The sequence below is a fragment of the Kribbella sp. NPDC051586 genome (genome assembly GCF_044453965.1).
In the GTDB taxonomy this organism is placed as follows: Bacteria; Actinomycetota; Actinomycetes; order Propionibacteriales; family Kribbellaceae; genus Kribbella.
This window is the reverse complement of sequence record NZ_JBITDF010000005.1, coordinates 102,040-115,068: the sequence shown is the minus strand read 5'-3', so window position 1 is coordinate 115,068 and position 13,029 is coordinate 102,040. Positions and strand designations below refer to the sequence as shown.

At 70.3% G+C, this 13,029-nt stretch carries 13 protein-coding genes; 9 read left to right on the top strand and 4 right to left on the bottom strand.

Translation table 11 applies throughout. The annotated features are described in order from the left end of the window. The first annotated feature begins 23 nt into the window (after positions 1-23). From ACIA58_RS34070 to ACIA58_RS34055, 4 genes are all read left to right on the top strand, one after another. The gene (locus tag ACIA58_RS34070) at positions 24-1,097 is read left to right on the top strand and encodes a DUF917 domain-containing protein (protein ID WP_396407957.1); all 1,074 of its coding nucleotides are present in this window, start codon (positions 24-26) and stop codon (positions 1,095-1,097) included. A gap of 76 nt (positions 1,098-1,173) precedes the next feature. After that, positions 1,174-2,283: a DUF917 domain-containing protein gene (locus ACIA58_RS34065; RefSeq protein WP_396407956.1), complete on the top strand. Its 1,110-nt coding sequence runs from the start codon at positions 1,174-1,176 to the stop codon at positions 2,281-2,283. Between the two features lie 167 nt (positions 2,284-2,450). Next, positions 2,451-3,521 carry a DUF917 domain-containing protein gene (locus ACIA58_RS34060; protein ID WP_396407955.1) on the top strand — a complete coding sequence of 357 codons (1,071 nt, stop codon included), beginning with the start codon at positions 2,451-2,453 and terminating at the stop codon, positions 3,519-3,521. Continuing rightward, positions 3,518-5,053 (top strand): PucR family transcriptional regulator, encoded by a 1,536-nt coding sequence (locus ACIA58_RS34055; RefSeq protein ID WP_396407954.1) that lies wholly within the window; start codon positions 3,518-3,520, stop codon positions 5,051-5,053. The genes ACIA58_RS34060 and ACIA58_RS34055 overlap by 4 nt, the downstream gene beginning before the upstream one ends. A gap of 42 nt (positions 5,054-5,095) precedes the next feature. Here ACIA58_RS34055 and ACIA58_RS34050 read toward each other — a convergent pair whose 3' ends face one another. The 3 genes from ACIA58_RS34050 to ACIA58_RS34040 are packed head-to-tail and all read right to left on the bottom strand — an operon-like array spanning position 5,096 to position 8,120. Then, positions 5,096-6,058, bottom strand: a complete 963-nt coding sequence (locus ACIA58_RS34050) for an aldo/keto reductase (RefSeq protein ID WP_396407953.1) — start codon at positions 6,056-6,058, stop codon at positions 5,096-5,098. After that, complete coding sequence (locus ACIA58_RS34045; RefSeq protein WP_396407952.1) at positions 6,055-6,807, bottom strand: SDR family NAD(P)-dependent oxidoreductase; 753 nt, start codon at positions 6,805-6,807, stop codon at positions 6,055-6,057. Before ACIA58_RS34045 ends, ACIA58_RS34050 begins: the two co-directional genes overlap by 4 nt. Further along, a complete protein-coding gene (locus ACIA58_RS34040; RefSeq protein ID WP_396407951.1) occupies positions 6,804-8,120 on the bottom strand; it encodes an L-fuconate dehydratase in 1,317 nt (438 codons plus the stop codon). The genes ACIA58_RS34045 and ACIA58_RS34040 overlap by 4 nt, the downstream gene beginning before the upstream one ends. A gap of 256 nt (positions 8,121-8,376) precedes the next feature. Between ACIA58_RS34040 and folP the strand changes: the two genes are divergently transcribed. The 5 genes from folP to ACIA58_RS34015 are packed head-to-tail and all read left to right on the top strand — an operon-like array spanning position 8,377 to position 12,256. Continuing rightward, on the top strand, positions 8,377-9,189 hold the full coding sequence (folP, locus tag ACIA58_RS34035) for a dihydropteroate synthase (protein WP_396408709.1): 813 nt from the start codon (positions 8,377-8,379) through the stop codon (positions 9,187-9,189). Continuing rightward, positions 9,189-9,914 (top strand): pyrimidine reductase family protein, encoded by a 726-nt coding sequence (locus tag ACIA58_RS34030; RefSeq protein ID WP_396407950.1) that lies wholly within the window; start codon positions 9,189-9,191, stop codon positions 9,912-9,914. The genes folP and ACIA58_RS34030 overlap by 1 nt, the downstream gene beginning before the upstream one ends. A 3-nt stretch (positions 9,915-9,917) precedes the next feature. Next, positions 9,918-10,679: a class III extradiol dioxygenase subunit B-like domain-containing protein gene (locus ACIA58_RS34025; protein ID WP_396407949.1), complete on the top strand. Its 762-nt coding sequence runs from the start codon at positions 9,918-9,920 to the stop codon at positions 10,677-10,679. Between the two features lie 11 nt (positions 10,680-10,690). Further along, positions 10,691-11,296 carry a hypothetical protein gene (locus ACIA58_RS34020; protein ID WP_396407948.1) on the top strand — a complete coding sequence of 202 codons (606 nt, stop codon included), beginning with the start codon at positions 10,691-10,693 and terminating at the stop codon, positions 11,294-11,296. Between the two features lie 42 nt (positions 11,297-11,338). Continuing rightward, positions 11,339-12,256 carry an alpha/beta hydrolase gene (locus ACIA58_RS34015; RefSeq protein WP_396407947.1) on the top strand — a complete coding sequence of 306 codons (918 nt, stop codon included), beginning with the start codon at positions 11,339-11,341 and terminating at the stop codon, positions 12,254-12,256. On the opposite strand, the gene ACIA58_RS34010 is transcribed toward ACIA58_RS34015, so the two are convergent. After that, positions 12,249-12,893 carry a hypothetical protein gene (locus ACIA58_RS34010; protein ID WP_396407946.1) on the bottom strand — a complete coding sequence of 215 codons (645 nt, stop codon included), beginning with the start codon at positions 12,891-12,893 and terminating at the stop codon, positions 12,249-12,251. The two genes, ACIA58_RS34015 and ACIA58_RS34010, sit on opposite strands and share 8 nt — an antisense overlap. Between the last annotated feature and the right edge of the window lie 136 nt (positions 12,894-13,029).

Here is a 13,029-nt window from a genome sequence, read left to right as displayed (position 1 = left end):
GCATCCGAGGTGGAGTGGTTGCGATGAAGCTTCGTGCTGAAGACCTGGGGTCGCTTGCCCGCGGTGCCGCCGTGCTGGGCACCGGGGGCGGCGGGGACCCGCACATCGGGCGGCTGCTGGCCCAGGAGGCCGTGCGCGAGCATGGGCCGGTGGAGATCGTTGCCGTCGGCGACCTTCCGGACGACGCCTGCGTGTTGCCGGTGGCAATGATGGGCGCGCCGACGGTGATGGTGGAGAAGCTGCCGTCGGCCGACCAGATCTCCGTCGCGGTGCAGACTCTCGCGAAGTACGTCGGGAAGACGCCGACCCACCTCGCCTGTATCGAGGCCGGCGGGGTGAACTCGACCGTACCGGTGATCGCCGCCGCGCAGCTCGGCCTGCCGCTGGTGGACGGTGACGGGATGGGGCGCGCGTTCCCCGAGCTGCAGATGGTGCTGCCGACGCTGGCCGGGATCGAGGCGACCCCGATGTCGATCGTCGACGAGAAGGGCAACCGCGGCGTCTTCGACACGATCAGCAACGAGTGGGCCGAACGGCTGGCCCGCTCCGCGACTATCGACATGGGCTGCTCCGCGATCGTCTCGCTGTACGCGATGACCGGTGCCGAGCTCCGCGGAGCGTTCGTCGCCGGGACGCTCAGCAAGTGCGTCACGCTCGGTCGGGCGATCGAGCAGGCCCAGCGTCAGCACACGGATCCGGTCGCAGCCGTGGTCGACGAACTCGGCGGGCGGCTCCTGCACGTCGGCAAGGTCGTCGATGTGCAGCGCCGTACGACGACCGGCTTCGCCCGCGGAGACGCGACCGTCGACGGACTGGACGCGTCCAACGGCCGCGTGATGGTGCTGCGGTTCCAGAACGAGCACCTGGTCGCCGAACTGGAGGGGAGCGCCGTGGCGACCACGCCGGACCTGATCATCGTGCTCGACACCGAGACCGGCGAACCGATCACCACCGAGGCGCTGCGCTACGGCCACCGCGTCAGCGTGCTCGCCGCGCCGGCCGACGAACGCTGGCACTCGCCCGAAGGCATCGAGCTGGTCGGCCCGCGGTACTTCGGCTACGACCTCGACCCGATCCGGGCCCTGGAGACCGTATGAGTGAGCGGAGCGAGCGAATCAGAAAGCACAGCGCGATTCGTGCCTCATGGCCGCGCGGAGCGAAGCGAGGACGGGCATGAGCTGGCAACTGGACATCGAACATCTCCGGGACCTTGCCCGGGGCGCCGCGATCCTCGGGACCGGTGGTGGCGGCGATCCGCTCATCGGACGGCTGCTGGTCGAGCAGGCGATCCGCGAGCACGGGCCGGTGACAGTCCTGGATCCGGACGAGTTGGACGACGACGCGTTCGTCATCCCGACCGCGCAGATGGGCGCGCCGACCGTGATCGTGGAGAAGATCCCGCGCGGCAGCGAACCGGTCGTCGCCCTGCGTGCGCTCGAGAAGCACCTCGGCCGGACCGCCGACGCGACGATGCCGATCGAGTGCGGCGGCATCAACTCGATGATCCCGCTGCTCGTCGCGGCCCGCACCGGTCTGCCGGTCGTCGACGCCGACGGCATGGGACGGGCTTTCCCCGAGCTGCAGATGGAGACGTTCTCGGTGTACGGCGTACCGGGGTCGCCGATGGCGATCGCGGGGGAGCACGACGAGACCGTGGTGATCGACAGCGGCGCCGACAACAAGCAGATGGAGTGGCTGGCGCGCGGGATCACTATCCGGCTCGGCGGGGTCGCGCACATCGCGGAGTACTCGATGACGGGCGCCGAGGTGAAGCGGACCGCTGTACCGCGGACGCTGTCGCTCGGGTTGTCGATCGGGCGCGCGGTCCGGGAGGCGCGGGAGGCGCACCGGGATCCGATCGAGGCTCTGCGGGCCGCGCTGGCGCCGACGCTCTACAACCACCTGCGGGTGCTGTTCCGCGGGAAGGTGGTCGACGTGGAGCGCCGTACCCTCGAGGGCTTCGCGCGGGGACGGGCCCGGTTCACCGGGTACGACGGGACGTCGGAGCTCGCACTGCGCTTCCAGAACGAGAACCTGGTCGCGGAGGTCGACGGTGAAGTGGTGTGCACGGTGCCGGACCTGATCTGCGTACTGGAGGCGGACACGGCCGAGCCGATCACCACAGAGGGTTTGCGATACGGCCAGCGGGTCACTGTGGTCGGTATCTCGACACCTGATCTGATGCGGACACCGGAGGCCCTGGCCGTCTTCGGACCGGCATGCTTCGGACTGGACGTCGAGTTCGACCCGGTCGAACGCCGCGGCGACCTGGTCGCCATCTGACTCTCGGCCCGCCGTGCTGACCCCTCCGCGGCGGGCCGAGATTCCAACCGAACGGCCACCACTCACCAACCTCGCGCCGCACGCGCCCCCACGCTCAGGCTGGGGCTGCGACGGCCGGTTTGGCGCGTTTGATGAGTGGTGCGCGTCCGCAGTGCGAGGATCGCCCCATGACGACTGTCGTCAGGCCGCAGGATCTCGAAGCGCTGGTTGTCGGCGTCACGCTGCTTGGGTCGGGCGGTGGCGGCGATACCGGATCGTTCGGGCGGATGCTGCGTCGGCGGCTGGGTGACGGCGAACTGGTACTGCGGGACGCTGCCGACGTGCCGGATGCGCTGGTGAGTCCGATCGGGGTGGTCGGGGCGACCAGCGTGCTGATGGAGAAGCTGCCGAGCGGTGGTGAGTTCGACACGGCGGTGCAGGCTGTCAGCCGGTGGGCCGGTGCGGACGTCACCGGGCTGATGCCACTCGAAGCAGGTGGGCTGAACGGGCTCACTCCACTGATCGCCGCGCTGGATCTGGGCCTTCCGGTCGTGGACGCCGATCTGATGGGCCGAGCGTTGCCGCGGCTCGACCAGTTCTCCTGGGCGGTGGCGGGTCGTTCGCTGACACCCTGTGCGCTCAGTGAGCCCAGCGGGCAGGTGATCGTCGTGGACAACGTCGACGCGAGCGGTCTGGAGCGCGCAGTGCGCAGCTTCGTGGCACACACCGGCGGGTGGGCAGTCCTGGCGCTGGCGCCTACTCCAGTGGATGCTGCAGCCGCTGATGCGGTCCAGGGGAGTCTGACGCGGGCGTTGGCGCTCGGCCGAGCCCACGCCGCCCTCAAGCCGGGAGCCACGCCGTCTGTGATCGCCGACGGCCTGGGCGGACGCCTGTTGGGGAGCGGCCGAGTCGAGCAGGTCGCCCGCCATCTGATTGCCGACGGCGGTGCGGCGTTCGGGCGCGGCAGCGTCTGCGTGATCGACTCTGCCAGCCGAGCAGTCATCCGGATCGAGACCGAGAACGAATACCTCCTCGCACTGGTCGACGGCACCCCTGCGGTCACCACGCCGGACCTGCTCTGCCTCCTGGATCGCCGCAGTCTCCAACCGATCGCCGTAGACGCCATCCGTACCGGCGACGAGGTCCTGGTGCTCGCACTCCCCGGCCCGGAGTGGTGGCGGCGCAGCGACCGCATCACCCACGTCGGGCCGAAGGCGTTCGGGCTCGCGTGTGAACCACAGTTGCTGGAGGCCTCGTGATTCTGGCTCCTTCGCTGGCGGCGATGCTCGCATCACCCGGCTGGCGCGACGTGGTGGTGCTGGGCGGCGCTGCGGAGCCTGGACCGCGGCTGACCGGGTCTCGGGTGTCGCTGGACGTGTCTGTGCATCCAGAGCCGATGGACAACCAGTTGCTCGTCGTACTGCTGGCGAATGATCACACCGACTGGCGGATCGACGCTCTGATCAGTCGAGCGTCCGCTGCGAAAGCAGGAGCGGTACTGCTGGCCGGCGTGGAGCCCCTAGGGCGCGGAGCGCAGCTGCTGGCCGAGCGGTTGCAGTTGCCGGTCCTGGGCTGTTCAGATCCGCTGGCCGCACACGAGCACCTTCGCCGGGTGACAACCGAGCCGGAGGTAGTGCGGTCGGACCTGGTACTGCGAGCGGTCGCCGCACTGCGCCGTACGAACGGTGACCTGGCCTCGGTACTGCGGACGACGGCAGGCGTACTGGAACGGCCTGTCACGCTTGCGGGCGCTGACGGCGGCACGCTGGCCGGTGAGCCGCTGGAGCCCGAAGAGCGGACCGCGCTGGTCGCTGCGTTGCCGAGGGTGCCGATCGGATGGGCTGCGCCGTACCGGGTGGATCTGTCGAGCGGTGCGGTGCTGATTGCCGTTGCTGTGCTGGGTGTTGGGCCTGTGTGCTGGTTGGTGGCCCGTTTGCCCGCAGTGGTGCCGGCCGAGGTCGCCGCCGTACCTGAGGTGCTGAGTGTGGTCGCACCGGCGGTGGGGGAGCGGTTGGCATTGCGGCGCTTGGAGCTGGAGCGGGATGCGCGGCAACGTACGTCGCTGCTTGGCGAACTGCTCCATGGCGAGCCGTCCGAGGCCACCCGCCGCCGTGCGGTGGATCTGGGGTGGCAGCTCGACGGCTGGCACACGGGCATCCGGATCGGAGCCGACGGCCAGGTAGACGTTGCGGGTCGGCGTACGGACGTGGTGGAGGCGTTCGACGCTGAGGGACTGCAGGCGGTCGTGGTGGAGCAGGGCGACGGGTGGTCCGCGTGGATCACCGCGGTCAGCGAGCCGACTTCGGCGGAGGTGCAGGAGCAGGCCGCGGCCATCCGGCGAGTGCAGCGGCGGCTGGTGCAGACAGTCGACGCGTACGTCGGCGTCGGTCGCGTGCAGGCTGGTCCGAGCGGAATCCCCACCACACTGGCCGAGGCTGGTGACGCCGCTGGTCTGGCGCGTGGTCGGGCCGAGACCGGACGTTTCCTGCACGTTGACAGGCTTGGCCTGGCACAGCTGTTGCTGGCGTGGACGCGGACCGACACGTTCCAGCCGGCTGCACAGGCCCTGCTTGCCCCGATCAAGGACCAGCCCGGCGACCTGGTCACCACACTGGCCGTCTACCTCGACACGGAGTCTTCAGTCGCCGAAACAGCCGCTGTGCTGGGTATCCACCGCAACACCGCAGCCGCCCGAGTCCAGAAGATCCAGCACCTCCTCGGCGTCGACCTCACCAACCCGGACGAGCGCCTCGCACTGCACCTGGCCTCCCGCACTACTCCGTCGGAGTAGGGCCGGAGGTCAAGGTGGGAGGTGGGGCGGAGGCCACACCGGCTACGGCGTCGGCGCGTCCTCGCGTAGTAGGCCGGCCGACTTCAGGTCCGACCACAGCGCAGCGGGGACCTCGGCGCGGCCCAGGGCCGCGTTGGTGTGGACCTCTTCCGGAGTGCGGCAGCCAACCGCGATGCCTGCCACCGCGGGGTGAGCCAGTGGGAACGCGAGTGCCGCGGCCGGGAGCGTCGTGCCGTGCGACTCGCAGATGTCCGCGAGCTTGTTGGCCTTGTCGAGCAGGGACTGCGCCGCGGGCTCGTAGTTGAAGGTCGCCCCGGCCGCCGGCCGCGGCTGCGACAGCAGCCCCGAGTTGAAGATGCCAACGGCAACGACCTTGACGTCGTGCTCCAGACACGCCGGCAGTACGTCGTCGAGACCGTCCGGATCGATCAACGTGTACCGGCCGGCCAGCATGATCACGTCGATGTCGATCTCCTGGACGAACCGGGTCAGCATCGCCGACTGGTTCATCCCGGACCCGATCGCGCCGATCACGCCCTGCTCGCGAAGCTCGATGAGCGTCGGGAACGCCGTCGCGACGGCCTCGTCGTAGTGATCGTCCGGGTCGTGCACGAAGGCGACGTCCAGCCGGTCGGTGCCGATCCGCCGCAGCGAGTCCTCGATGCTTCGCAGTACGCCGTCGCGGCTGAAGTCCCAGCGCCGGCGACGCGTGGTGTCGACCGCGAATCCTTCGTCGTCGGTCGCAGCGTCGGAGGCGTCGTAGATGATCCGTCCGACCTTGCTCGACAGCACGTACCCGTCGCGGGGCTTGTCACGAAGTCCGGCGCCGAGCCGCTCCTCGGCCAGTCCGAGGCCGTAGTGCGGCGCGGTGTCGAAGTACCGCCAGCCTTCGTCCCAGGCCGCGTTCACCGTCGCTACGGCCTCGGCGTCGCTGACCTCGCCGAGCAGGTTGCCCAGCGGCGCACCGCCGAGCCCGATGCGCTGGTCGTCCGGGAAGAGCTTCATGAGCGCGCCGCCGGGAGCCGGAGGTTCTGCATGCCGCCGTCGACCGCGAGCGCCGTACCCGTGGTCGAGCCCGACAACGGGCTGGCCAGGTAGGCGATCGCGTGCGCGACCTCGGCCGCGGACACCAACCGGCCCATCGGCTGGCGGGCTTCGAGCGCTGCCCGCTCGGCCTCCGGGTCGGGTGCGACGTCGAGCAGGCGGCCGACCCACGGTGTGTCCGCCGTACCCGGGTTCACGCAGTTCACCCGGATGCCTTCCCGGACGTGGTCGGCGGCCATCGCCATCGTCAGGGCGAGCACGGCGCCCTTGCTCGCGGAGTACAGCGCGCGGTTCGGCAGGCCGGCGACCGCGGCGATCGAGCAGGTGTTGACGATCGCGGCCGCGTCCGACTTGCGCAGGTGCGGCAGCGCAGCCCGGGTCACGCGGGCGATCCCGACCACGTTCACGTCCAGCACCCGGTGCCACTCGTCGTCGTCGTTCGCGGCGACCGTGCCCTGCGCGCCGATGCCGGCGTTGTTCACCACGATGTCGATCCCGCCGAGCTGCAGCGCCGCGGCGGCGACCGCGTCCCGGATCGAGCCGTCGTCGGTGACGTCCGCGGCGATCCCGGTCAGCGGCGCGCCGGCCTCGGGCTTCAGATCGAACACGACCACCTGGGCGCCGCGGGAGGCGAGCACCGTGGCCGCGGCGAGCCCGATACCCGACGCACCCCCGGTGACGATGGCACGCAGACCGTCGAAGTCGGTCACTTGTTCTCCTTAGTCAGGTCGGTCCAGATCTTGCCACCCGGGTACCGGAAGTCGGTCAGCGTCTCGGCATCCATCTCCGCGCCGAACCCGGGCCGCACCGGTGCCACGTAGTGCCCGTCCCGGATCACCACCGGGTCCAGGAAGTGCTCGTGCAGGTGGTCGACGTACTCGATCACCCGGTCCTGCATCGATCCGCTCACGGCGACGTAGTCGAACATCGACAGGTGCTGGACCAACTCACACAGTCCTACCCCACCCGCGTGCGGGCACACCGGTACGCCGAACTTGGCCGCCAGCAGCAGGATCGCGATGTTCTCGTTCACCCCGGCGACGCGGGCCGAGTCGAGCTGGAGCACCGAGAGCGACCCGGCCTGCAGCATCTGCTTGAAGACCACCCGGTTCTGCACGTGCTCACCGGTCGCGACCTTGATCGGCGCGATCGCCCGCGCGATCGCCGCGTGGCCGAGGATGTCGTCCGGGCTCGTCGGCTCCTCGACCCAGTAGACGTCGTACGGCGCCAGCGCCTCGACCCAGCGGATCGCGTCCGCGACGTCCCAGCGCTGGTTGGCGTCGACCGCGACCCGGATGTCCGGCCCGACCGCCTCGCGGGCCAGCTGCATCCGGCGGATGTCGTCGTCCAGGTTCGCGCCGACCTTGAGCTTGATCTGGGTGAACCCCTCGGCGATCGCCTCGTGGCAGAGCCGGACCAGCTTCGCGTCGTCGTACCCGAGCCAGCCGGGCGTCGTCGTGTACGCCGGGTAGCCGCGCTCGCGCAGTACGGCCTCCCGCTCGGCCCGGCCGGGCTTCGCGGCGCGCAGGATCTCCAGCGCCTCGTCGGGGGTGAGCGCGTCGGTCAGGTACCGGAAGTCGACCAGGTCGACGATCTGCTCCGGCGTCAGGTCGGACAGCAGCTTCCACAGCGGTACGCCGGCGCGCTTGGCGGCCAGGTCCCACACCGCGTTGACGACCGCGCCGATCGCCATGTGCATGACGCCCTTCTCGGGGCCGAGCCAGCGCAGCTGCGAGTCGTGAACCAGCGATTTCCAGAACCCGCCGAGGTCGGCCAGCGTCGCGTCCAGGTCGAGCCCGAGGACGTGATCGCGCAGCGCCTCGATCGCGGTGGCCTCGATGTCGTTGCCACGCCCGATCGTGAACGCGAAGCCGTGCCCCTCCAGCCCGTCGCCGGCGTCGGTGCGGACGATGACGTACGCCGCGGAGTAGTCCGGGTCGGTGTTCATCGCGTCGGACCCGTCCAGGTCGAGTGACGTGGGGAAGCGGACGTCGTACGTCTCGAACTCGGTGAATCGTGGCATCGAGGACCCGATCTGCTGCGGTGGGCGGGACTGTCGAGGTGAATCCTATAGGATATGTGGCGATCGGGACACCTCGTTGCGGATCCCCACGCCATCACAATGAGGCGCTCGACGGCCGGCGCCGCCTGCGCCGCCGGTGGGGTGGTGATTGTGATGGCGTGCAGATCCGCCCGTTACAGTCGGTGCCGTGACGGATCAGCGCGACGGGGTACTCCGCCTGGGCGATCGGACGTTCGGGGCCGGTGAGTTCGCCCTGATGGCGATCATCAACCGGACGCCGGACTCGTTCTTCGACCGCGGGGCGACGTATGCCAGTGACGCGGCGTACGCGGCCATCGACCAGGCCGTCGCCGACGGGGCCGATCTGGTCGACATCGGCGGGGTGAAGGCCGGGTACGGCGAACCCGTCAGCGAGGACGAGGAGCTCCGCCGGACGGTGGACTTCGTGGCCGGTATCCGGGCGCGGCATCCGTCGCTGGTGATCAGCGTGGACACGTACCGCAGCGGGGTCGCCCGCCGGGTCGCCGAGGCCGGCGCGGACCTCCTCAACGACACCTGGGCGGGCGCCGATCCCGACCTGGTTCATGCCGCCGCCGAAGCCGGGGCGGGGCTCGTCTGCAGCCACGTCGGCGGCCTCTCGCCGCGCACCGACCCGCATCGGATGGCGTACGACGACGTGGTCGCGGACGTGATCCGTACGACGACCGCCCTTGCGGACCGCGCGCTCAAGGCCGGGGTGCGGCCGGACGGGATCCTGATCGACCCGACCCACGACTTCGGCAAGAACACACTGCAGTCGCTGGAGCTGACCCGCCGCCTCGACGAGCTCGCCGCGACCGGTTGGCCGGTCCTGGTCGCCGTGTCCAACAAGGACTTCATCGGCGAGACGCTGGAGATGCCGCCGGGACAGCGTGGGAACGGGACGCTGGCAGCGCTGAGCGTCTCGGCCTGGCTGGGTGCGCGGGTGTTCCGCGTCCACGACGTACCGGCCGCTCGCCAGGCACTCGACTTCATCGCCGTACTGCGCGGCACCGCGCAGCCTGCCGGAACCCGAAGGAGCCTGGCCTGATGCGCCGAGTAGACGACCTGTCCGACGAGGAACTGATCGCCGCCTACCAGGTCGAGGACCGGGCGACGCCGCATCTGCGGGCGAACTTCGTCAGCAGCCTGGACGGCGCGGTCGAGATCGACGGGCAGTCGAAGGCGTTGTCGAGCGACTCCGACAGCCGGGTGTTCAGCATGGTCCGGCGGCTGGCGGACGTGGTGCTGGTCGGTGCGGGGACGATCCGCGACGAGGGGTACAACCCGCTGCGGCTGTCGAAGGCGGCGCGGGAGTGGAGGACGGCGGCGGGGCTGACGGAGAACCCGACGCTGGCGATCGTGTCGTCGCGGCTCGAGCTGAGCCCGGTGAACCCGGTGTTCCAGTCCGCCGTACGGCCGATCGTGGTGACCCACGAGGCGTCGCCGATGGACCGGCGGGAGGCGCTGGGGGAGGTCGCGGACCTGATCGTCCTGGGTGCGGCCGAGGTCGAGCTGGCCGCGGTCCTCGAGGAGCTGACTGCGCGGGAGATGCCGCAGGTCCTGTGCGAGGGCGGGCCGCACCTGTTGGGAGCCCTCACCGAGGCGGATCTGGTCGACGAGCTGTGCCTCGCGCTGGCGCCACTGTTGGCCGGCCCGGGCTCCGGCCGCATCACAGCCGGCCTTCCGACCACCCTCACCCGCCGCATGAAGCTCCATACATCCCTGACCGCCGCAGACGACTACCTGTTCTTCCGCTACACCCGAGAGGCGTGATCCGTGCCCGTCATCGCCGCCGCGGTCTGCCCCCACCCCCCACTCCTCATCCCCGAAGTAGCCACCGGCGCAGCCTCCGAGCTGGACGCCCTACGCACCCTCTGCCAGGCCGCCCTCGACCCCCTCGCCACGGCCTCAACAGTCGTGGTCATCGGCTCAACCCCGGCCCCGCCCACCAGCGCCACGTCGGCGCGCTCCGCCTCAACCCCCTCCACCGGCTGGAGCGCCCCCGCGTCCGTCCGTCCCACCACCTATCCCGCCGACGCAGGCGGTTCGTTCGCTGCGTATGGCGCTCCCGGTGTCCGGATCGGCTCCGGCGACCCCGTCCTCCCGCTCTCCTTGGCGGTTGGCGGCTGGCTGCTGGAGCAGTCGAAGGCGGCGGGACTGCCTCGCACATACATCGCCGTACCCACCTCGGCAACTCCCGACGAGTGCATCCGCCTCGGCCGAGAGATTGCTGCAGGCAACGATCGTATCGGCCTCCTGGTCATGGGTGACGGCTCTGCGCGCCGCAGTGAACACTCGCCCGTCCACCTCCACCCCCGCGCCGAGATGTTCGACACCACCGTCGCAACCGCCTTGCAGCACGGCGATCTCGACGTACTCGAAGCCCTCGACCCGGACCTCGCCGCCGAACTGGAAGCCGCCGGCCGCGCCCCCTGGCAAGCACTCGCCGGCGCGCTCGAACGTGCGACGCTCACCCCCGACCTGACCTACCACGCCGCGCCGTACGGCGTCGGCTACCTCGTGGCTTCATTCACCTAGATACTGACCGGGTGACTGAGGAACGTGCGGGGTACCGTCGATCGGTGAAGTCGCCGCGTGGCGAGGCGCGGCGGCGGGAGTTGCTGGACAAGGTCGCGGACGAACTCGGGACCAACGGTCTGGTCGACTTCTCGCTCCGGCGCGCGGCACGGGCGGCGGGTACGACGCACAAGGTGCTGCTGTATCACTTCGACGGCGCCGAAGACCTGCTCACCCAGGCAGTCCTCCAACTCCGCGAGCGACGCATCACCCGCGCACTCGCCGCGGCGACCGAGGGGCCGCACGACCGCTCGCTCGCGGATCGCGTCCGCTCGATGTGGCCCACGCTGATCGGCGAGGAGTCGTGGGTGCTCGACCAGGCGATCGGGCTCGCGATGTACGACGCCCCGCGGTACGCCGGTCTCGCCCGGACGGCCTCGCGTCAGTACCTGCCGACACTGCTGTCCCTGTGCCCGGCGGAATGGCCCGAGCAGCGCCGGCAGGAGGTCGCCGAGCTGATCCTGGCCACGCTGCGCGGGTTCCTGATCGAGTGGCGAACGAGCGGCGATGCGGCCGGGATCGAAGCCGGGCTGGCGGCGCTGACGCGTGCGTTGGAGCGTGAAGAACAAGCCCCGTAAAGCCTCCTGGACAGTTTGCGAACCACGTGGTTCACTTTCATCATGCGCGAGAAAGTGAGCTTCATCAGTGGTGGGGTCGCGTGTGCGGCCTGGCACTACCCGGGGACCAACGGCGGGTGCGTGGTGATGACCGGCGGCTTCGGAGTCACGAAGGAGCCGGGGACGGATCGCTTCGCGGAGCGGTTCAACGCGGCCGGGTTCAGCGTGCTGGCCTTCGACCATCGATGCTTCGGGGAGAGCGGCGGTGAGCCGCGGCAGGTCGCCCGGATCGCCGACCAGCTCGACGACTGGCGGGCCGCGATCGCCTATGCGGCCGCGCTTCCGGCCGTCGAACGGGTCGCCATCTGGTCGTTCTCGCTCCCCGGCGGCTACATCGTCAAACTGGCCTCGGAGGACCTCGGTCTCTCCGCCGCCATCGCCCAGTCCCCGAACGTCGACGGCCCGACCGTCACCCGGAACGCGTCCCGCCACCAGACGCCCGGTGCTGCCCTCCGCCTGATCGGCCGCAGCATCCTCGACTCCCTCGTCGGAGGCGCGCCGAGGCTGGTGGCGTTGTCCGGCCCGCCCGGCACAGTCGCCCTGCTGAACACCCCGGATTCCCTGGACACCAACCGGGCCCTGGATCCTGACAAGCGCTACACCGACTGGCAGCAGGCGATCGCGGCCCGGTCGATCTTCCCCGCGATGTTCTACCGCCCTGCGAAGTACGCACCCCAGGTCCGCGTCCCCTTGATGTACGTCGTCTGCAAGGACGACCAATCAGCCCTCGCAGCTCCCGCTCTGAAGGCCGCTGCCCGAACCCCGGACGCCACAGTCCTGCAGGTCCCCGGCGGGCACTACGCGCCGTTCCTCGACGCCCACGAGCAGGTCGTCGCAGCCGAGCTCGACTTCCTCACCCAGCACCTTTCCGGAAAGAACCAGTCGCCCAGCGCGGAGAAGTCACCGCAAATCGCTAACTAGCCTCGACCGGGACGGCCGGCCACCGCGGCGACGTGCGTGCCAGGTCGTCGCGGCCGGCCGCGCGGAGTTGCTCGACCAGCTCGGCGCGTGCCGCTCGTACGGCGTCGACCGCGGCGTCGGCGCTCTCGTGCGGGCCGGACCAGTTGCACACGGCGTCCCCGGCGTACCAGTCGCCCGACGAGGTACGCCGGGCATGGGCCGCCGCCAGCCGCCCCGCCGGAAGGTCGACGTCGGCGAGCCCGACAACGGCCTCGACCGCCACGACCTCGGCGTCGAGGTCGAGGAGCGGCCGCAGTTCGACCGCGTCGGTCAGCACGAACTCGTACCCCGCCGGCGCCCGCTCGCCCAACCAGGCAAGCGCTTCCTGCGCCGTGTCCTGCAGCGACTGAGCGTTGGACGGATCAGCCAACGTATGCACGCCACACATCCGCGTATGCGTAGGACGCAACTCGTTCTGCCAGAGCCGGACCTGCAACTCTTCCCGCCCCGACAACCGCCGCCCGAGAATCCGAGCCAGCCCCACCACATCAAAGTTCAACTCGTCCGGCGTCCGCTTCACCCCAGCCTCGAAGGGCTCACCGGGCCGGCTCCCACGCGTCGTCCACGGACCCACGTGCCACCGCGCCAGAACAGTCACACCAGAACCCTAAACGCCGTCACTCTCCGCAGTGGACGCGACCACGCCGCCCGGACGAGTGGCGTTCCGGAGCGGTGCCAGGCGCCAACGCCAAGGTGTTCGACGACACCGGGCAGCAGTTCGACAACGGGTGTCA